14 protein-coding genes and 6 tRNA genes are annotated in these 21,231 nt (G+C 58.8%); 14 read left to right on the forward strand and 6 right to left on the reverse strand.

The window, feature by feature from the left end; translation table 11 throughout:
- Window positions 1-118 precede the first annotated feature (118 nt).
- From ACMGGK_RS17700 to nagE, 5 genes are all read right to left on the reverse strand, one after another.
- Window positions 119-2,776, reverse strand: a complete 2,658-nt coding sequence (locus ACMGGK_RS17700; protein WP_420277079.1) for a beta-N-acetylhexosaminidase — start codon at window positions 2,774-2,776, stop codon at window positions 119-121.
- Between the two features lie 13 nt (window positions 2,777-2,789).
- Entirely contained in the window at window positions 2,790-3,116 is a 327-nt protein-coding gene (chiQ, locus tag ACMGGK_RS17705; RefSeq protein WP_004939944.1) for a ChiQ/YbfN family lipoprotein, read from the reverse strand.
- Between the two features lie 46 nt (window positions 3,117-3,162).
- Window positions 3,163-4,566: a chitoporin ChiP gene (chiP, locus tag ACMGGK_RS17710; RefSeq protein WP_033641082.1), complete on the reverse strand. Its 1,404-nt coding sequence runs from the start codon at window positions 4,564-4,566 to the stop codon at window positions 3,163-3,165.
- 578 nt (window positions 4,567-5,144) lie between these two features.
- Window positions 5,145-6,809 (reverse strand): glutamine--tRNA ligase, encoded by a 1,665-nt coding sequence (glnS, locus tag ACMGGK_RS17715; protein ID WP_206195234.1) that lies wholly within the window; start codon window positions 6,807-6,809, stop codon window positions 5,145-5,147.
- A 240-nt stretch (window positions 6,810-7,049) separates the two neighbouring features.
- Window positions 7,050-9,086: an N-acetylglucosamine-specific PTS transporter subunit IIBC gene (nagE, locus tag ACMGGK_RS17720; RefSeq protein ID WP_028127712.1), complete on the reverse strand. Its 2,037-nt coding sequence runs from the start codon at window positions 9,084-9,086 to the stop codon at window positions 7,050-7,052.
- A gap of 334 nt (window positions 9,087-9,420) precedes the next feature.
- On the opposite strand from nagE, the gene nagB reads away from it, so the two are divergent.
- From nagB to ACMGGK_RS17780, 12 genes are all read left to right on the forward strand, one after another.
- Window positions 9,421-10,221, forward strand: a complete 801-nt coding sequence (gene nagB / locus ACMGGK_RS17725) for a glucosamine-6-phosphate deaminase (RefSeq protein WP_016928758.1) — start codon at window positions 9,421-9,423, stop codon at window positions 10,219-10,221.
- A gap of 18 nt (window positions 10,222-10,239) precedes the next feature.
- A complete protein-coding gene (nagA, locus tag ACMGGK_RS17730) occupies window positions 10,240-11,379 on the forward strand; it encodes an N-acetylglucosamine-6-phosphate deacetylase (protein WP_016928759.1) in 1,140 nt (379 codons plus the stop codon).
- A 27-nt stretch (window positions 11,380-11,406) separates the two neighbouring features.
- Window positions 11,407-12,627: a DNA-binding transcriptional regulator NagC gene (gene nagC, locus ACMGGK_RS17735; RefSeq protein WP_016928760.1), complete on the forward strand. Its 1,221-nt coding sequence runs from the start codon at window positions 11,407-11,409 to the stop codon at window positions 12,625-12,627.
- A 67-nt stretch (window positions 12,628-12,694) separates the two neighbouring features.
- A complete protein-coding gene (locus tag ACMGGK_RS17740) occupies window positions 12,695-13,447 on the forward strand; it encodes an HAD-IIA family hydrolase (protein ID WP_004939957.1) in 753 nt (250 codons plus the stop codon).
- Window positions 13,448-13,636: 189 nt separating this feature from the next.
- Window positions 13,637-15,079 (forward strand): carbohydrate-binding protein, encoded by a 1,443-nt coding sequence (locus tag ACMGGK_RS17745; RefSeq protein WP_420277080.1) that lies wholly within the window; start codon window positions 13,637-13,639, stop codon window positions 15,077-15,079.
- Window positions 15,080-15,363: 284 nt separating this feature from the next.
- Complete coding sequence (gene asnB, locus ACMGGK_RS17750; RefSeq protein ID WP_079449578.1) at window positions 15,364-17,028, forward strand: asparagine synthase B; 1,665 nt, start codon at window positions 15,364-15,366, stop codon at window positions 17,026-17,028.
- A 219-nt stretch (window positions 17,029-17,247) separates the two neighbouring features.
- Window positions 17,248-17,324 (forward strand) — tRNA-Met (locus ACMGGK_RS17755).
- Between the two features lie 16 nt (window positions 17,325-17,340).
- Window positions 17,341-17,425 (forward strand) — tRNA-Leu (locus tag ACMGGK_RS17760).
- Between the two features lie 30 nt (window positions 17,426-17,455).
- A tRNA-Gln gene (locus ACMGGK_RS17765) sits at window positions 17,456-17,530 on the forward strand.
- Between the two features lie 44 nt (window positions 17,531-17,574).
- A tRNA-Gln gene (locus tag ACMGGK_RS17770) sits at window positions 17,575-17,649 on the forward strand.
- Between the two features lie 41 nt (window positions 17,650-17,690).
- Window positions 17,691-17,767, forward strand: a tRNA-Met gene (locus ACMGGK_RS17775).
- A gap of 4 nt (window positions 17,768-17,771) precedes the next feature.
- Window positions 17,772-17,846, forward strand: a tRNA-Gln gene (locus ACMGGK_RS17780).
- A gap of 87 nt (window positions 17,847-17,933) precedes the next feature.
- Here the strand turns inward: ACMGGK_RS17780 and ubiF are convergent.
- Window positions 17,934-19,115, reverse strand: a complete 1,182-nt coding sequence (gene ubiF, locus ACMGGK_RS17785) for a 3-demethoxyubiquinol 3-hydroxylase (protein ID WP_420277081.1) — start codon at window positions 19,113-19,115, stop codon at window positions 17,934-17,936.
- A 197-nt stretch (window positions 19,116-19,312) separates the two neighbouring features.
- On the opposite strand from ubiF, the gene miaB reads away from it, so the two are divergent.
- Window positions 19,313-20,737, forward strand: a complete 1,425-nt coding sequence (miaB, locus tag ACMGGK_RS17790) for a tRNA (N6-isopentenyl adenosine(37)-C2)-methylthiotransferase MiaB (protein ID WP_004939964.1) — start codon at window positions 19,313-19,315, stop codon at window positions 20,735-20,737.
- 118 nt (window positions 20,738-20,855) lie between these two features.
- Complete coding sequence (locus ACMGGK_RS17795) at window positions 20,856-21,191, forward strand: zinc ribbon domain-containing protein YjdM (RefSeq protein WP_004939967.1); 336 nt, start codon at window positions 20,856-20,858, stop codon at window positions 21,189-21,191.
- Window positions 21,192-21,231: the final 40 nt, after the last annotated feature.

Consider the following 21,231-nt stretch of genomic DNA (forward strand, 5'->3'; position numbering starts at 1 on the left):
GCGACTCCACGTACTGCTCTCACTTCAACATCCGCCCCACGCCGGCACGCGCGGGGGCGAACGCATTCCCCCTTCGTTAAGCGGCCCGCCGCCATGACGACAGGCCGATGAGCCGGGCTTAGACCTTCTCGGCGCGGCTGTAACGTTTACCGTCCGGACTGACCGAACGCACCTGCACCTCACCCGATACCGCCGGCTTGGCCTTGGCGTCATAACGCTGCCACTGCTTGCCGCCGTCGGTGGAGTACTCGATGCCCAATCCCGGCAGCGCGATATTCGCCTCCAGCTTGCCGCCCGCCACGCGGGCGCCCGGCACCGGCAGACGGTAGGCGACGCCGCCTTTGTCCAGCTTGGCCAGTTCTCGTTGGCCCAGGATATTGGCGAAGCGCAGCCAGTCTTTCTCCAGCGCCTTGGTGTCGACAAAGTGGGTTTCCCCGCCTTTGTATTCGCGGCCGGCGCGATAGTCCTGCTCCCAACCGGCGCGGTGCCAGGCGCGTTCCGCCACCGACAGCGCGCGCGGGAAGATCATGTATTCCATCTGCGGATCGGTGCGCTGGGTTTCGCTCCACAGCTGAGCGGACAGACCGTAGGCGCCCGGCCACGGCTTGTCGCTTTTGGCGTTGAAGTGGTTGCCGTCGCGGTCGACCGAGGTTTCCGCGTTCTGCGGCATGTTGTCCGGCGCGAAGCTGAACACCTTGCGCTCGTCGCTGAAGCGGGTGCCCCAGTAGTAACCGCGCTCGTCCGGATTCACCTCGTAAGGGAAGTCCATGTAGACGTAGTCCGGGTTGGAGACCACCACTTCATACCCTTTATTGGCCCAGTCGTTAACGCTGTCGAAACCGCCCCAATACAGGGTGTCCCAGAAGTTGACGCCCACGCGCGAGGTGGCGAACGCCTTCGAACTTTCGGCGTCTTTCAGGCCGTCTTGCCAGGCCTGCATTCTGTCGATGCCGTGCGCCTTCACCAGCTTGCTGACCTCCTGGCCGAAGTAGCTAGGCAGGTGCTCCATGTCGGCTACTTTGCCCTCTTTGATCATCGTCTGGCACACCTGCGACTTGGCCCACGGCTTGTCTTCATTACTCTGGTCAATGATGCCTTTACCCGGTTCCGGTTTCGCCTTGTCGGTATAGCCGGCGCCCAGGCGGATGTTTTTCGCCTCATCGCCGCCAAAGTGCCAGGTCTTGATCGGCTGCCCGGCTTCTTTATGCATCTGGGCAATCTCGCCGATCACCTTGTCGACAAAGCTCTGGGAGGAATCCAGGCACGGGTTCAGGTAGCTCTGGCGGTTAAAGAACTGCACGGAGGTGGTGTTGGAGGTATCGGTCGGATCCACCAGACGGAATTCGTTGGCCTCCTGCTCTTTGCCGGCGGCATGCAGCTTTTTATAGCGCGCTTCCATCGAAACCACCGCGGCGCGGGCGTGCGCCGGCATGTCGATCTCCGGGATCACCTCAATCTGGCGCGCCTGGGCGTATTTGATGATGTCGATATAGTCCTGACGGCTGAAGAAGCCGCCGTAGACGTCCGGCCCCTGGCCGTACTGCGGCAGCAGGCAGGTGGTTTCGCTCAGATCGTGGCAGCGCTGGCCGCCGACTTCCGTCAACTCAGGCAAGCCGGGGATCTCGATGCGCCAGCCTTCGTCATCGCTCAGGTGGAAGTGGAATTTATTGAGCTTGTAAGCCGCCATCTGATCCAGCAGACGCAGCACCGCGTCCTTCTTATGGAAGTTGCGCGCCACGTCGAGGAAAATGCCGCGATACGGGAAGCGCGGCGCATCGCTGGCGTCCAGCGTGGCGATCTTGCCGCTGCCGTCGCTCGGCACTAACGACAGGATCGACTGCAGCCCGTAGAACACCCCGGCCTGATCGAAGCCGATCACTCGCGCCTCTTTCTTGCCGATTTTCAGCTCATAGGCGCCCGATACCGCCATCGCGCCTTTAAACTTGCCCGGCTGGATATCGGTCTTGATCGGGTAACCGTTGGTCTGAACCGGCACGCCCAGCAGCGCGAAACGCTGGTTGACGACGTCCGCCGCCGGCTTGACCAGCGTGCTCAGATCCAGCGCCACCCCTTTGCGCAGGTCGGCGTCCTGTGCGTGGACCTTCACCTGCATCGGCGTCGGCACGATCTGGCCGCGCAGCGCGCCGGCGGGCAGCGTCTGCAGATCGGCATTGCTGACAAAGCGCGAAGCCGGCGTCATCAGAATGTTTTTGTCGTCCTTGGTGCGCTTCCACTGGTCGCCGGTGAACGGCGCCACAAACTGATCCAGGTTTTCGGTGTCGGTATTCGCCAGCATTTTCGGCTTGGCGTCGCCGGAGGTGGCATACCAACGCGGCAGGAAGTCGTTTCTGAACAGCTGCCAGTATTCGGCGACCACCGGGATTTCCACCGCCTTACCGGCCGGGAAACCGCTGAATTTGGCGGTCGGCTCCAGCTTGTACAGATCGCCGGTCAGATGCGCGATCTTGAACTGGTCGTTGTCCACCCGCAAGGTCTGCCGCGGGCTGTGGAAATAGATGACCCAGTCTTTGCCGTCGATCGCCTGGCCGTCGTTGCTGAGGGTGAACAACACCCGGTTGCAAGAGGCCCAGTCAGCGCCCAGCGCCGCGCAATCCACACCGTTTTCGCCGGCGCGGTTATCCAGCATTTTCACGTTCAGCTTCAGCTGGCTCAGTTGATCCACCAGCTGTTGATCGGCCATGGCGCTCCCCATACCGCCCAGGAATCCCATCGTTGCCGTCAAGGCGGCAAGCGCGCTCAGTTTGAATGCGTTCATCTTCTCATCCTTCTTAATTATTGTTATCGCGAATTTCTTGCCACAGCTTGCCGCACTTGGCGTCATAAGCCTGACCGTTACCGCTGTGAACCGCCATAATGCAGTTCTGATAATCCATCACCCGCACCGTTTCCTGCGCGGCGAACTGCTGGTGCTGTTTCTCTTGTTTCAGCACGTTCAACACCGCCTTGCAGGGCTGCAGACGCTCCGGCGAACCTTCGGCGGTGTTGATGCAGGCGCTGTAAGCCTGCTTCAATTTGGCGTCTTCCGGCGGTGCGGCGGGTTGCGCACAGGCGCTCAAGGCCGCGGCGGCCGCCAACATCAGCATGATTTTTTTCATCGTTGAATTCCCTTAACTGCCCCCGGCGGCGAGGCCGGGGAACGCATCAGAAGATGGTGAATGGCGCGATGACCATGAACTTGACGTCTTTCTCGTCCTGGAAGATGTTGCCGTAACCGCCGCCCCAGCTCGGGATGTTGGTGTGGTTGTCATACTGGGTGTAGTGCAGCTTGATCAGGGTGCCCTTGGCGCGCCCTTCCTGGATGGTGTACATCGCGTCCAGGCTCCAGGCGCTCTCTTTCAGGCGCTGGCTCTGATCGTAGATTGGGTTGGTGCTCGGCTTGGCGTCCCAGGCGTAAACGTAGGAGCCGCCGACCGCCATGCCCGGCAGGTTCCAGTTGCTGAGGTCGTACATCACGCCGGCGTACACCGCTTTCTCGCCGTTGGCGTTAAAGTCGGAGCGGTTGTCCCACCACACGTCCAGACGGCCGTTGGATGAGGCGTAGGTCGGGGTCATACGCTGCAGGAAGAAGCCCTGGTTGCCTTCCGCCTTGACCATGGTGCCTTCCAGACGCCAGTTGAACTGGCCGGTGGTGTAACCGAAGGTCAGCGCCTGCAGCCAGGCCAGGCCGTCGTAGATGCTGTTCGGATCGTTCTTGTCGCTGATGCGGTCTTCCGCGCCGTAGAACTGGTAACTGGTGGTCAGCGGGTTGCCCAGCAGATCGAATTTGTAAGACGCCTTGGTGAAGTACTGATTCACGTAGCCCTGGGCTTGGCCGAAAGCGGCTTCCAGCACCAGATCGTTTTTGAAATCGTACTTGGCGCCCAGCGAGTGCAGATAGGAGACGCGGGTTTTCTTATCATTCTGGCGGAAGTCGTCCACCTCGATATGCCACGGCGCCTTGTATTTGTCGGCCCACATGTAGGAGAAGCTCAACGCGCCGGCATCGCCGTAGTCGAACTTGGCGCCGGCCTCGGCGCCTTGATAGGTGCCCGGCATAAAGCTCCAGTGCGGCGCCAGCAGGGTTTGGCCGCTCGGCTGAATGTAGCCGGCGCGCGCCCAGACCGGGCCGTATTTGAATTTGGCGGCGGCTTTGTACAGGCTGATACCGCCTTTGTCACCGGAGTAGTCTTCGTCGTAGGTACGGTTCTTCGAGGAGAACGCTATTTCGTTCGGGTGACCGCTGGCGCTGGATTCAGCCAGTTCGATGGCGGTAAAGGCGCCGACATCCAAGCCGAACATGTCCCAGGCATAACCCGACGCGAAATCCAGGCTCAGGTTGGCGGTAGAGTGCGACAGGTTGGTGGTGTATTGGTTGTAATCCTTGCTGTCCGGATTGAGATCTTTACGGTCACGCTCACGTTGCCAGTAATAGATGCCGCCGGTCAGCGTGGAATCATCGATAAACCCTGCGGCTTTCGCCTCAGGCGCCATGGCAAACCCTGTTCCCAACAGCGCGCCCGCGACTGCGAGCGCCAGCGTTTTACGCTGAGCACCGTGCGTACCCATAGTGAAATTCCTCTTTGACTTAACTTAAAAGTTGCAGCCGCCTGTGTTCACCACTGCCCTGCACGACTGCCAATAAAAAACCCGAACGGGTAAAAAAAATTGCCGACGAGATGTTATTCCCACAGCACTAATTGCTACAGACAGACTATTTTTCGCGACGCGAATTATCAAATGAAAAATGCGGGAGATTTGTCAAAATATGACAAGGAGCACATATCAGTGAGATTTTGTTACGCCGGTGTTCATGGAAGGTGTCGAATAAAAAATTCAATTAAATCAGAATAAATTGAGATACAAGGTCAACCAGAGACGATTAATGGTTTCAGCCTGACCAAATCCGTCATTCAGACAATAAAAATTGAGAGCGCTCTCCAAATGAAATTAATTCGCATCACGAATATATAAGTAAAAATTAAGACTATTAAGCCCAATATCAGAAAACTTATTGATTAACGCACCGCGGTTAATTAAGCACAGCCCGGAATAACACTGCAGGAATAGATGATTTGCTCGATGGCAGACATAAAAAAAGCGCGGCCTAAGCCGCGCTGATTCATTAATTTCCAAGGCGAATAAGATTAGCCTTCGATTTTCGCCCAGGTATCACGCAGACCAACGGTGCGGTTAAACACCAGATGCTCGGCCGACGAGTAACGATTGTCGGCACAGAAGTAGCCTTCACGCTCGAACTGGTAGGCCTTCTCCGGCTGGGCGGCCGCCAGACTCGGCTCGACGAAACCGTGCTTGATGACCAGCGATTCCGGGTTGATGGTGGAGAGGAAATCCTCCGCCGCGCCCGGGTTAGGCACGCTGAACAGGCGATCGTATAGGCGAATTTCCGCCGGCAGCGCGTGCGCCGCGGACACCCAGTGGATCACGCCCTTCACCTTGCGGCCGTCGGCAGGATCTTTGCTCAGCGTTTCCGCATCGTAGCTGCAGAAGATGGTGGTGATCTCGCCCGCTTCGTCCTTCTCGACGCGCTCGGCCTTGATCACGTACGCATTGCGCAGACGCACTTCCTTACCCAGCACCAGACGCTTGTACTGCTTGTTGGCTTCTTCGCGGAAGTCGGCGCGATCGATATAGATCTCACGGCTGAACGGCACATCGCGGCTGCCCATTTCCGGCTTGTTCGGGTGGTTAGGCATGGTGACCATTTCCACCGCGTCGCCCATGTTCTCGATGACGATTTTCACCGGATCCAGCACCGCCATGGCGCGCGGGGCGTTCTCGTTCAGATCGTCGCGAATGCAGGATTCCAACGCCACCATCTCGACGTTGTTGTCTTGCTTGGTCACGCCGATGCGCAGGCAGAACTCGCGAATCGAGGCGGCGGTATAACCGCGGCGGCGCAGACCGGAGACGGTCGGCATGCGCGGGTCATCCCAACCTTCGACGATCTTCTCGGCCACCAGTTGGTGCAGCTTGCGCTTCGACATGATGGCGTATTCGAGGTTCAGACGCGAAAACTCGTACTGCCGCGGGTGGCAAGGAATGGTGATGTTATCCAGCACCCAGTCATACAGACGGCGGTTATCCTGGAACTCCAGGGTGCACAGCGAATGGGTGATCCCTTCCAGCGCATCGGAAATGCAGTGGGTGAAATCATACATCGGGTAGATGCACCATTTGTTGCCGGTCTGGTGGTGTTCGGCAAACTTGATGCGGTACAGCACCGGATCGCGCATCACGATAAACGGCGAAGCCATATCGATCTTGGCGCGCAGGCAGGCGGCGCCTTCGGCGAACTCGCCGTTGCGCATCTTCTCGAACAGCGCCAGGTTCTCTTCCACGCTGCGGTCGCGGTACGGGCTGTCTTTGCCCGGCGCGGTCAGGGTGCCGCGATATTCACGGATCTGCTCCGGCGACAGCTCATCGACGTAGGCCAGCCCCTTGGTAATCAGCTCAACCGCATACTGGTGCAGCTGATCGAAATAGTCTGAGGAGTAATGAACGTTGCCGCTCCACTCAAAGCCCAGCCACTCCACGTCGTGCTTGATTGACTCCACGAACTCGATGTCTTCTTTCACCGGGTTGGTGTCATCGAAACGCAGGTTGCACTGGCCCTGATAGTCCTTGGCGATGCCGAAGTTCAGGCAGATGGACTTGGCGTGGCCGATATGCAGATAACCGTTAGGCTCCGGCGGGAAACGGGTATGTACCGACGTGTGTTTCCCCGACGCCAGATCTTCATCGACGATCTGACGGATAAAATTGGTTGGGCGGGCTTCAGCCTCACTCATTTCACTGTTCCTCAATGCAAAGCGCTACACATAACCGCCTATGATCCAACAAGCCACGTCTGGAAACAACCGTTTGTTTCACGAAAAATGCGGCATATTGCACCATCGGCGCGCAGCGCACCGCCGTGGAGCGAAATGGGATAAAAAAAGCGGGAAGAGATCGCTCTCTTCCCGCCAAGTCGGGGCAAACTCCGCCATGATGCGTGACCGGCCCCGGGTACTACTCAGGTAAAAACAGCCTTATTTCTGGATCTCGTACAGCTTGGTCTGACCGGCGACCACAGAGCCGCTGGCCAGCGCCGCCAGGCCGGCATAGTCGTCAGAGTTGCTGACTACCACCGGGCTTATCATCGAACGCGCATTGGCGTTCAGGTAATCCAGATCCAGTTCCAGAATCGGTTGACCGGCTTTCACTTCCGCGCCCTCTTCCACCAGGCGTTTGAAGCCCTGGCCTTCCAGCGCGACGGTGTCGATCCCCATGTGCACCACAATCTCAGCGCCCTTGTCGGTTTCCAGGCAGAAGGCGTGGTTGGTATTGAAGATTTTCACCACGGTGCCGTCAGCCGGCGACACGACGATGTTGTCGGTCGGGCGAATCGCCAGGCCGTCGCCTACCGCCTTGCTGGCGAAGGCTTCGTCCGGCACCTGATCGAGCGCCACCACTTCACCGGTTACCGGCGCCACCAGCGTTTCAAACGCGGCTTTCGGTGCGTTCGGCACCGCCTGCGGTTTGGCTTCCGCAGCAGGAGCCGCCGCCGGAGCCGCCGCAGCCGCCACCGGGCCGGCCGCAATTACGTTGCGCATTGCGCTGGCAATCAGCTCGGCACGGGTGCCGACGATCACTTGCACGCTTTGCTTGTTCAGACGGATAACGCCCGACGCGCCGAGGCGCTTCGCCAATGCGTCGTTCACCAGCGCAGAGTCCTTCACGTTCAAACGCAGTCGGGTGATGCAGGCGTCGATGCCGGTCAGGTTGTCGGAGCCGCCGATCGCGCCGACGTAGCGACGGGCCAGCGTGGTGGTTTCATTCTCGTCTTTACCGGCGCTGCTGTTGACGTTGACGTCATAACCGTCGGTTTCGTCACCGGCAACCGCCAGCTCGCGGCCCGGGGTCATCAAGTTGAACTTGTTGATGGTGAAGCGGAACACCACATAGTAGATAACGAAGAACACCAGGCCCTGCGGGATCAGCATATACCAGTGGGTCGCCAGCGGGTTACGCACCCACAGCATCATATCCACCAGGCCGGCGCTGAAACCGAAGCCTGAAATCCAATGCATGTTAGCGGCGATGAACACCGAGATACCGGTCAGTACGGCGTGGATCACGTACAGCACCGGCGCCACGAACATGAAGGAGAACTCCAGCGGTTCGGTGATGCCGGTAAAGAAGGCAGCGAATGCCCCTGCCATCATGATCCCCAGAACCTTCGCCTTATTCTCAGGACGCGCGCAGTGATAGATGGCCAGCGCCGCGCCCGGCAGACCGAACATCATGATCGGGAAGAAGCCCGCCTGATAACGGCCGGTGATGCCAACAACCGCTTTGCCCGCATCAATCGACTGCTGGCCGCCGAGGAAGTTAGGGATATCGTTGATGCCGGCCACGTCGAACCAGAACACCGAGTTCAGCGCGTGGTGCAAGCCGACCGGGATCAGCAGGCGGTTGAAGAAGGCATAGATGCCCGCGCCGACGGAGCCCAATTTTTGGATGTGTTCGCCGAAGCTCACCAGAGCGCCGAACACGACAGGCCAGACGAACATCAGGATGTAAGCGACCAGGATCATCAGGAAGGAAATGAGGATCGGCACCAAACGGCGGCCGCTGAAGAACGACAGCGCCTTAGGCAGCTCAACGCCGCTGAAGCGGTTGTACACTTCGGCGGAGATGATACCCACCAGAATACCAACGAACTGGTTCTCAATCTTGCCGAACGCGGCAGGCACCTGATCGAGCGGGATCTTCTGAATCATCGACACGGCGGCCGGTGAACAGAGGGTAGTCAGCACCAGGAAACCGACGAAGCCGGTCAGTGCGGCAGAGCCGTCCTTGTCTTTGGACATTCCGTAGGCGACACCAACGGCGAACAACACCGCCATATGATCGATAATCGCAGAGCCAGACTTAATCAATAAGGCAGCGAAAGCGTTGTCGCCGCCCCAACCAACAGGGTCAATCCAGTACCCGACGCCCATCAAGATGGCGGCGGCGGGCAGCGTGGCGACCGGCACCATCAGCGCCCGTCCCACCTTTTGCAAATAACTAAGAATGTTCACCTTTTCCCCCTATGTTGTCCGCGGACGGACCCTATTAGTAGTTTATTTGAAGCTCTCACTACCTTTTTAGAAACAATGCTTGGCACGTATCACTCATGCCGAGTGTAAAAAATTTATTTTGTATCGCAAATTAAAACCTCCCTTTTTGTGATAAATATCACCAAAAAGTAGTCTTCACCTCCCAGATTGCTGGCCATCACACAAAACTTATTTTATCATTCAAAAAATCAACCGAACGGACGATTCACGCGAGAATCATAAAGCTGGGTTACGCTTAGGACTCCCGCAGGCCCGTACAGTATAGCTTTAGTTTACTTATCCCAAGAGGTGTTAGATGAGACTTATCCCACTGAAAGATACCGCACAAGTCGGCAAATGGGCCGCGCGTCATATCGTTCAACGCATCAACGCATTCAAGCCAACCGCAGAGCGCCCGTTTGTACTCGGCCTGCCTACCGGCGGCACGCCGCTGGAAGCCTACAAACATCTGATTGCGATGCACAAAGCAGGTGAAGTAAGCTTTAAGCATGTTGTGACTTTCAACATGGACGAGTACGTTGGCCTGCCGCAGGAACACCCGGAAAGCTACCACACCTTCATGTACCGCAACTTCTTTGACCACATTGATATTCCTCGTGAAAATATCAATCTGCTGAACGGCAACGCCGCGGATGTCGACGCCGAGTGCCGCCAGTACGAAGAGAAGATCAAGTCTTACGGCAAAATTAACCTGTTCATGGGCGGCGTGGGTATCGACGGCCATATCGCGTTCAACGAGCCGGCTTCGTCCCTGGCTTCGCGCACCCGCATCAAAACGCTGACCGAAGACACCCGCATCGCCAACTCGCGCTTCTTCGGCGGCGACGTCAGCCTGGTGCCGAAATATGCGCTGACCGTCGGCGTGGGTACGCTGCTGGACGCGGAAGAGGTGATGATCCTGGTGACCGGCCACGCCAAGGCGCAGGCGCTGGAAGCCGCTGTGGAAGGCAACATCAACCACATGTGGACCATCAGCTGCCTGCAGCTGCACGCCAAAGCGGTGGTGGTGTGCGACGAACCGGCCACCATGGAACTGAAAGTCAAAACCGTCAAATATTTCCGCGAGTTAGAAGCGGAAAGCGTGAAAAGTCTTTAATCTTTGCAGGGGGCTACGATGTTCGCTTTAACCCACGGCCGAATCTATACCGGCCACGACGTACTTGATGACCATGCAGTCATTATCGCTGATGGGCTGATTGAGAAAGTCTGCCCGGTGGCTGAATTGCCCGCCGGCATCGAAACGCGCGACCTGGGTGGCGCCATCCTGGCCCCCGGGCTTATCGACGTGCAGCTGAACGGCTGCGGCGGCGTCCAGTTCAACGATTCGCTGGAAGCCATCTCGGAAGAAACGCTGGAGATCATGCAGCGCGCCAACGAGAAATCCGGCTGCACCAGCTATCTGCCGACGCTGATCACCAGCAGCGACGAATTCATGAAGCACAGCGTCGACGTGATGCGCGCTTATCTGAAAAAGCACCAAAACCAGGCGTTGGGCCTGCACCTGGAAGGGCCGTACCTCAGCCCGGTGAAAAAAGGCACCCACAACCCGGCGTTCATTCGCAAGCCGTCCCAAGACATGATCGATTACCTGTGCGCCAACGCCGACGTGATCACCAAGGTGACGCTGGCGCCGGAAATGGTTGAGCCGCACTTTATCAAGCAGCTGACCGAGGCCGGCATCGTGGTCTCCGCCGGCCACTCGAACGCCACCTACGATCAGGCGCGCACCGGCTTCGCCGCCGGCATCAGCTTCGCCACCCACCTGTACAACGCCATGCCGTATATCACCGGCCGCGAACCGGGGCTGATGGGGGCTATCTTCGATACGCCGGAGGTCTATACCGGCATCATCGCCGACGGCCATCACGTAGCCTGGGCGAGTATCCGTAACGCCAAACGCCTGAAAGGTGATAAATTGGTCTTGGTCACCGACGCGACCGCACCGGCGGGTGCAGATATTGACCAATTTATTTTCGCCGGTAAAACAATATACTATCGGGATGGGCTGTGCGTGGATGAGAACGGCACCCTGAGCGGTTCCGCGCTGACCATGATCGAAGCGGTGCAAAACAGCGTCGAGCATATCGGCATCGCGCTGGACGAAGCGCTGCGCATGGCGACGCTGTACCCGGCGCGCGCGATCGGCGTCGATCACCGCCTGGGCACCCTCGAAGCCGGCAAGGTGGCTAACCTGACCGCCTTCACCCGTGATTTCAAGATCACCAAAACGCTCGTTAACGGTAACGAGGTTTAATTCAATGAACAGCGAGTAACATTATTGATGAGCACTGGCGGACAAGCACAAATAGGGAACGTTGACTTAGTCAAACAACTTAACGGCGCGGCAGTTTATCGCCTGATCGACCAACAGGGCCCGATCTCGCGCATTCAAATCGCCGAACTCAGCCAGCTCGCCCCCGCCAGCGTCACTAAGATTACTCGCCAGCTGCTGGAGCGCGGGTTGATCAAAGAAGTCGATCAGCAAGCCTCCACCGGCGGCCGCCGCGCGATCTCCATCGTGTCGGAAACCCGTCATTTCCATACCGTCGCGGTGCGCCTCGGCCGCCACGACGCCACCATCACGCTGTATGACATGAGCGGTAAATCGCTCAGTGAAGAACACTATCCGCTGCCGGAACGCACCCAGGAAACGCTGGAGAATGCGCTGTTCGCCGCCATCACTCAATTCATCGAAGCGAACCAGCGCCGCCTGCGCGAGCTGATCGCCATCGCGGTGATCCTGCCCGGCCTGGTGGATCCGGCGCTGGGCGTGGTGCGCTATATGCCGCACATCAGCGTCAGCAACTGGGCGCTGGTAGACAACCTGCAGCAGCGCTTTAACGTCACCAGCTTCGTCGGCCACGATATCCGCAGCCTGGCGCTGGCGGAGCACTACTTCGGCGCCACCCGCGACTGTGAAGACTCGATTCTGGTGCGCCTGCACCGCGGCACCGGCGCCGGCATCATCGTCAACGGGCAGATTTTTCTCGGCAACAACGGCAACGTCGGCGAGATTGGCCATATCCAGATCGATCCGCTCGGCGAACGCTGCCACTGCGGCAACTTCGGCTGCCTGGAAACGGTGGCCGCCAACGCGGCGATCGAACAGCGCGTGCGCCAGCTGCTGAGCCAGGGCTACCCGAGCAAACTGACGCTGGAAGACTGCGGCATCAACGCCATCTGCAAGGCCGCCAACCGCGGCGATCTGCTGGCCAGCGAAGTGATCGAACACGTCGGCCGCTATCTGGGCAAGGCGGTGGCCATCGCCATCAACCTGTTCAATCCGCAGAAGGTGGTGATCGCCGGTGAGATCACCGAAGCGGACAAGGTGCTGCTGCCGGCGATCCAAAGCTGCATCAATACCCAGGTGCTGAAGGACTTCCGCAAAAATCTGCCGGTGGTGACCTCCGAACTCAATCATCGCTCGGCGATCGGCGCTTTCGCCCTGGCCAAACGCGCGATGCTCAACGGCGTGCTCTTGCAGCGATTGCTGGAAAGCTGATCCGCCGCTTCTGGCAGGTGTGTTATCGTCACTTCTTGCCTGCCGTAATCATGAGAAACAGCGACAAATGAAAATCAAAAACGTTATATGCGATATCGACGGCGTGCTGCTGCATGACAATACGCCGGTGCCCGGCGCCGATCTGTTCCTGGCGCGCATCCAGGAACAAGGCATGCCGCTGGTGGTGCTGACCAACTACCCGTCACAGACCGCACAGGATCTGGCGAACCGCTTCGCCGCCGCCGGGCTGGAAGTGCCGGAGAGCGCGTTCTATACCTCGGCGATGGCCACCGCCGACTTCCTGCGCCGTCAGGAAGGCAAAAAAGCCTATGTGGTCGGCGAAGGCGCGCTGATCCATGAGCTGTACAAAGCCGGTTTCACCATCACCGACATCAACCCGGATTTTGTGATCGTCGGTGAAACTCGCTCTTACAACTGGGACATGATGCACAAAGCCGCCTACTTCGTCAGTAACGGCGCGCGCTTTATCGCGACCAATCCGGATAGCCACGGCCACGGCTTCTCGCCGGCCTGCGGCGCCCTGTGCGCGCCCATCGAGAAGATCACCGGCCGCAAGCCGTTTTATGTCGGCAAGCCCAGCCCGTGGATCATTCGCGCCGCACTGAACAAAATGCAGGCGCACTCGGAAGAGACGGTGATCGTCGGCGACAACCTGCGCACCGACATTCTGGCGGGCTTCCAGGCCGGCCTGGAAACCGTGCTGGTGCTGTCCGGCGTCTCCACGCTGAGCGACATCGAAACCATGCCGTTCCGCCCGAGCTACGTCTACCCTTCCGTCGCCGATATCACCATCTTCTGATCCATCGATGGCGGCTGCCCGGCCGCCATTATTTCCCTCTTCCTGACCGCAGTTTGAATTTAATTCGTTCATGGCCGCAAAAGGTTTCAGCCTGCCTGCGCTAAAAATCCTCATTATAAGTTTACGCCCCGCCAATAGCTGATATTGCCGGCGAGCGAAAAACTCTCCCCCCTAATGAATGAGGCCACCATGAGCACAAATAACATTATTAATGCCGTCGCCGCCGATGACGCGGCCATTATGCCATCTATCGCCAATAAAAAGATCCTGATGGGTTTCTGGCACAACTGGGCCGCCGGCGCCAGTGACGGTTATCAACAAGGCCAGTTCGCCAATATGAATCTGACCGACATTCCCGCCGAGTACAACGTAGTGGCCGTCGCCTTTATGAAAGGCCAGGGCATCCCGACCTTCAAACCTTACAACCTGTCCGACGCCGAGTTTCGCCGCCAGGTGGGCGTGCTGAACAGCCAGGGCCGCGCGGTGCTGATCTCCCTCGGCGGCGCAGACGCGCATATCGAGCTGAAGACCGGCGACGAAGACAAGCTGAAAGACGAGATTATTCGCCTGGTGGAAGTCTATGGCTTCGACGGCCTGGATATCGATCTGGAACAGGCGGCGATCGGCGCCGCCAATAATAAAACCGTCTTGCCTGCGGCATTGAAAAAAGTAAAAGACCATTACGCCGCGCAGGGGAAAAACTTTATTATCAGCATGGCGCCGGAATTCCCGTATTTGCGCACCAACGGCACCTATCTGGATTATATCAACACCCTTGAAGGCTATTACGACTTTATTGCGCCGCAATATTACAACCAGGGCGGCGACGGTATTTGGGTGGATGAACTCAACGCCTGGATCACGCAGAATAACGACGCCATGAAAGAGGACTTCCTCTACTATCTGACGGAAAGCCTGGTCACCGGCACCCGCGGCTATGCGAAAATCCCGGCGGCGAAATTCGTTATCGGCCTGCCGAGCAACAACGATGCCGCCGCCACCGGCTACGTGATCGACAAACAGGCGGTGTATAACGCCTTCGCGCGTCTTGACGCCAAAAACCTGTCGATCAAGGGCCTGATGACCTGGTCGATCAACTGGGACAACGGCAAGAGCAAAGCCGGCGTGGCCTACAACTGGGAATTCAAAACCCGCTATGCGCCGCTGATTCAGGGCGGCGTCACCCCGCCGCCGGGAAAGCCTAATGCGCCGACGGCGCTGACGGTCGCCGAGCTGGGCGCCACCTCGCTGAAACTGAGCTGGGCCGCCGCCACCGGCGCGTTACCGATCGCCAGCTACACCGTCTACCGCAACGGCAACCCGATCGGCCAGACCGCCGGCCTGTCGCTGACCGACAGCGGCCTGACCCCGGCCACCCAGTACAGCTACTTCGTTGCCGCAACCGACAGCCAGGGCAATACCTCGCTGCCGAGCAGCGCGCTGGCGGTCAAAACCGCCAACGACGGCACGCCGCCCGATCCGGGTGCGCCCGAGTGGCAGAACAACCGCAGCTACAAAGCCGGCGACGTGGTGAGCTATAAAGGCAAGAAATACACCTGTATCCAGGCGCACACTTCCAACGCCGGCTGGACGCCGGACGCCGCCTTCACCCTGTGGCAGCTCATCGCCTAATCGCTAATCGATTGCCGGTCAAACTGGCCGGCAATCTCGCCATCACGCTAAAAATTGCATAATCGATAATTTTTCACGCCGATAACTGAATATCCGTTAAAAACCGCACCTAAGCAAACAACTATTTCTCAACGCATGGCTAAAACGCTTGCATCTCCCGCAGCTTTTGGCGCATTTTCATAACCACAGCGCAGCAAAACCGGGTTATCGCTGATAAATCGGCAATGCTGCCCATAAGAGTAAAAAACAACATCACAGTCATAAAAGCCCGTTAGGAGAGTTGTATGTGTTCTATTTTCGGTGTGCTCGATCTGAAGTCCGATCCCGTTGAACTGCGTAAGAAAGCACTGGAGCTGTCACGTCTGATGCGCCACCGCGGCCCGGATTGGTCCGGCGTTTACGCCAGCGACAAAGCCATTCTGGCTCACGAACGCCTGTCGATCGTCGACGTCAACAACGGCGCTCAACCGCTGTACAACGCTGCGCACACCCACGTTCTGGCGGTCAACGGCGAAATTTACAACCATCAGACGCTGCGCCAACGGCTGAGCGACCGCTACGCGTTCCAGACCGGTTCCGACTGTGAAGTGATCCTGGCGCTGTACCAGGAGAAAGGCCCGGACTTCCTCGACGATCTGCAAGGCATGTTCGCCTTCGCCCTGTATGACACCGAAAAAGACGCCTACCTGATCGGCCGCGATCACCTGGGCATCATTCCGCTGTACATGGGCCACGACGAGCACGGCAACCTGTACGTCGCCTCGGAAATGAAAGCGCTGGTGCCGGTGTGCCGCACCATCAAGGAATTCCCGGCCGGCAGCTATCTGTGGAGCCAGGACGGTGAGATCCGTGAATATTATCGCCGCGACTGGTTCGATTACGACAGCGTCAAGGACAACGTGACCGACGCCGCCGCCCTGCGCACCGCGCTGGAAGAGTCGGTGAAAAGCCACCTGATGTCCGACGTGCCCTACGGCGTGCTGCTGTCGGGCGGGCTGGATTCCTCGGTCATCTCGGCGATCACCAAGAAATACGCCGCGCGCCGCGTGGAGGATCAGGAACGCAGCGAGGCCTGGTGGCCGCAGCTGCACTCCTTCGCCGTCGGCCTGGAAGGCTCGCCGGATCTGCGCGCCGCGCAAGAGGTGGCCAACCATCTGGGCACCGTGCACCATGAAATCCACTTCACCGTGCAGGAAGGCCTGGACGCCATCCGCGACGTGATTTATCACATCGAAACCTACGACGTCACCACCATTCGCGCCTCGACGCCGATGTACCTGATGTCGCGCAAAATCAAGGCGATGGGCATCAAGATGGTGCTCTCCGGCGAAGGCGCGGACGAAGTGTTCGGCGGCTACCTGTACTTCCATAAGGCGCCGGACGCCCGCGAATTCCACGAAGAGACCGTGCGTAAACTGCTGGCGCTGCACATGTTCGACTGCGCGCGCGCCAACAAGGCGATGTCCGCCTGGGGCGTCGAAGCCCGCGTGCCGTTCCTGGACAAGAAATTCCTCGACGTGGCGATGCGCATCAACCCGAAAGATAAAATGTGCGGCAACGGCAAAATGGAAAAACACATCGTTCGCGAATGTTTCGAGTCCTATTTGCCGGCCAGCGTGGCCTGGCGCCAGAAAGAGCAGTTCTCCGACGGCGTTGGCTACAGTTGGATCGACACGCTAAAAGAGGTCGCTGCGCAGCAAATCAGCGATCAACAGCTCGAAACCGCGCGTTTCCGCTTCCCGTACAACACGCCGACCTCTAAAGAAGGCTACCTGTACCGCGAAATCTTCGAGGAGCTGTTCCCGCTGCCGAGCGCCGCCGAATGCGTGCCGGGCGGCCCGTCCGTCGCCTGCTCGTCCGCCAAGGCCATCGAATGGGACGAATCGTTCAAGAAGATGGACGATCCTTCCGGCCGCGCCGTCGGCGTGCATCAGGCCGCCTATAAATAATCGCGCGGCGTTTTCCCTTGGGGCGGGCCTTTTGGCCCGCCTTTTTGTTGCCTTTTTCCTCCGCCAACTGCCTGAATTGCCGATTTTATCGCCATAATGTTCACAACCCAGACAAACGGCGCTTCCGGGCGCTTTTTCGGGAAAAAACTTGTTGACGCAAATCGGTCATATACGCATAATGCGCCCCGCAACGCCGATGAAGGCAAAGCAAAAAAAGAGGGCTACGTAGCTCAGCTGGTTAGAGCACATCACTCATAATGATGGGGTCACAGGTTCGAATCCCGTCGTAGCCACCATCTCTTTTTTGCATTTGCGGGAGTGGCGAAATTGGTAGACGCACCAGATTTAGGTTCTGGCGCCGCAAGGTGTGCGAGTTCAAGTCTCGCCTCCCGCACCATTTCTCTTCATCGTCGGCGCAGTATGTTGATGGGGTATCGCCAAGCGGTAAGGCACCGGTTTTTGATACCGGCATTCCCTGGTTCGAATCCAGGTACCCCAGCCATATTCTTTCGGGAACGGGGTTTCAACATAAGATTTGTTTGCAGGTGGGGTATCGCCAAGCGGTAAGGCACCGGTTTTTGATACCGGCATTCCCTGGTTCGAATCCAGGTACCCCAGCCATAACAAACTGCTTGCAAATCAAAGAAGTAAAAAGTAACATCGGCTACGTAGCTCAGCTGGTTAGAGCACATCACTCATAATGATGGGGTCACAGGTTCAAATCCCGTCGTAGCCACCATAATTGGGGTGTCGCCAAGCGGTAAGGCTCTGGTTTCTGATACCAGCATACCCAGGTTCGAATCCTGGCACCCCAGCCATATTTAGAAAAGCCCGCTTCGGCGGGCTTTTTGCTGTCTGGCGTTCAGCCAATCCTAACGGGCCCAGCCGCCGCTGAGCCCTACCGGTTACAATCCCAACGCGTACTTCAACGCATGCTCTTTCAGCTTGCCCGCCCGCTGCGCGGCCATCAGCGCCAGATTGCGCGCCACGTTCAGCGGCGCCAGGTTATTGCTGAAGGCGGTATAAAACAGATCCATGCCGCTCTGCATCAGCAGATTGTCGGTGCGACGGCGACGCTGATAACGCAACAGCACCGCCTCGCTGCTCCAGTCCTCTCCCTGATCCCGCGCCTCGCTCAACACATTCAACAAGGCATCCACATCACGATACCCCAGATTGACGCCCTGCCCGGCCAGCGGGTTGATGGTATGCGCGGCATCCCCCAGCAGCGCCAGCCCCGGCAGCACGTAACGCTGCGCATGACGCCGCGTCAACGGGAACGATCCGGCGGCGTGCACCTTGACCGGGCCCAGTCGCGCTGGAAAAGCGGCGGCGATCTCGCGCTCCAGCTGCGCCGGCGGCATCGCCTGCAGTTGGCGAATGCGCTGCGGGCTGTCATACCACACCAGCGATGCCCAGCTGTCGTACAGCGGCAGGAAGGCGCGCGGCCCGGACGGGAAGAAGCGCTGCCAGGTCACATCCTGCTGCGGCGTGCCGGTATCGACGGTGATCAACATGCATGCCTGACGATACTGCCAACCGTTGGTGCCGATCGCCGCCAGCTTGCGCACCTGCGAGTTGGCACCATCGGCGCCGATAACCAGCCGCGCCTGCAGCGTTTCACCGCTGTCCAGCGTCAACTGCCAGGCCTTGTCCGCCCGCTGCAGCGATTGCAGCCTGGCGGGGCACAGCAACGTCAGATTGGCGCACTGCGCGAACTGCTGCCACAGCGCCAGCTGCAGAATACGGTTTTCCACCATAAAGCCCAGCTCCGGCAGCCCCAGGGACACCGCGTCGAACGCCACCCGCGACGATGCCCATTCCCAGGTCTCCAGCCGGCGATACGGCGCCGTGCGCATCGCCGTCACGGCCGGCCAGGCGCCGAGCTGTTTCAGCAGCCCCACCGAGGTGCAGCCGATAGCGGAAATGCGCAGGTCCGGCGGGCTTTGCGCCTCGAACGCCTGCGGCGCCTGATGTTCCAGCAACGCCACCGACCAGCCCGCCTGCGCCAGCCCGAGGGCCGCCGCCGCGCCGACCATGCCGCCGCCCACCACCACCGCGTCATACCGATTTTGAGATGTCTTCATATTGGCTATGTTTTCTGTGTGAATGCTCGCCATCCCACCCAGGATGGCGTTTTGCGCAGTGTACCGGATTTTCGCTTCGGCTTCAGGTTGCGTGCCATTTTCCCCCGCGCTGGTCACAACGGCGGCAAATGATTACAATACGCGCCCTGCATGTCGCGTAACGCAACTTTCGCTCCGCACTGAGTAATGGCAAGTCAATGACGAAAAAACTACATATCAAAACCTGGGGCTGCCAGATGAATGAGTACGATTCATCGAAAATGGCCGACCTGTTGAACAGCACGCACGGCTTCGAGTGGACCGACAACGCCGAAGAAGCGGACGTGCTGTTGCTGAACACCTGCTCGATCCGCGAAAAAGCGCAGGAGAAAGTTTTCGCCATGCTGGGGCGCTGGCGCTTGCTGAAAGAAAAGAACCCGTCTGTCATCATCGGGGTCGGCGGTTGCGTGGCCTCGCAAGAAGGGGAGCTTATCCGCAGCCGCGCGCCCTGCGTCGACGTGGTATTCGGCCCGCAGACCCTGCACCGCCTGCCGGAAATGATCAACCACGTTCAGGGCACCCGCAGCCCGGTGGTCGATATCAGCTTCCCGGAGATCGAAAAGTTCGACCGCCTGCCGGAGCCGCGCGCCGAAGGCCCGACCGCATTCGTGTCGATCATGGAAGGCTGCAACAAATACTGCACTTTCTGCGTGGTGCCTTACACCCGCGGCGAAGAAGTGAGCCGCCCGAGCGACGACGTGCTGTTCGAAATCGCCCAGTTGGCGGCGCAGGGCGTGCGCGAGGTCAACCTGCTCGGCCAAAACGTCAACGCTTACCGCGGCGCCACGCATGACGGCGATATCTGCTCGTTCGCCGAACTGCTGCGCCTGGTGGCCGCCATCGACGGCATCGATCGCATTCGCTTCACCACCAGCCACCCTATCGAGTTCACCGACGATATCATCGCGGTGTACGAAGACACGCCGGAGCTGGTCAGCTTCCTGCATCTGCCGGTGCAGAGTGGTTCGGATCGCATCCTGACCATGATGAAACGCGCGCACACCGCACTGGAGTACAAGGCGATTATCCGCAAGCTGCGCAAGGCGCGCCCGAATATTCAGCTCAGCTCCGATTTCATCGTCGGTTTCCCGGGCGAGAGCCAGGCCGACTTCGAACAGACCATGAACCTGATCGCCGACGTCAACTTCGACGTCAGCTTCAGCTTCATCTATTCGTCGCGCCCCGGTACGCCGGCGGCGGACATGGTTGACGACGTCAGCGAAGAAGAGAAAAAGCAGCGGCTGTACATTCTGCAGGATCGCATCAACCAGCAGGCGCTGCAATTCAGCCGCCGCATGCTCGGCACCGTCCAGCGTATTCTGGTGGAAGGCACCTCGCGCAAAAGCGTGATGGAACTGGCCGGGCGCACGGAATGCAACCGTGTGGTAAACTTCGAAGGCACGCCTGACATGATCGGCCAGTTTGTCGACGTGGAAATTACCGAGGTGCTGACCAACACCCTGCGTGGCGCAGTGGTGCGCACCGAACAGCAGATGGATCTGCGCGTACATGAATCCCCGCAGTCGGTGATCGCCCGTACCCGCAAAGAAAACGCGCTGGGCGTCGGCATTTACCAGCCCTGACGCCGCGGCGGCCGCCTTATCGCCGCCCATTCACGCTATTCCTTACCGTTTCTCCGCCGGGCGTCCGCGCCCGGTGATGTTTTTTTTTATTTTTTTATTGTTGAAGAGGCGACATAACATGCAACTCCCACACTGCCCGAAGTGCAACTCCGAATACACCTACCAGGACAATGCCCTGTTCATCTGCCCTGAGTGCGCCCATGAGTGGAGCGACAGCGCCCCGGCGGAAGATCAGGACGCGCTGATCGTCAAAGACGCCAACGGCAACCTGCTGGCGGACGGCGACGCGGTCACCGTGATCAAGGACCTGAAGGTCAAAGGCAGTTCCTCGATGCTGAAAATCGGCACCAAGGTGAAAAACATTCGTCTGGTGGAAGGCGATCACAACATCGACTGCAAAATCGACGGTTTCGGCCCGATGAAACTGAAATCCGAATTCGTGAAAAAGAACTGATTCCCAGCTGTCTTGTCCTGTGATGACGCGGCGGGCTTTG

Origin of the sequence: Serratia sp. BNK-33-b (genome assembly GCF_048684565.1) — a bacterium.
Lineage (GTDB): Bacteria > Pseudomonadota > Gammaproteobacteria > Enterobacterales > Enterobacteriaceae > Serratia > Serratia marcescens.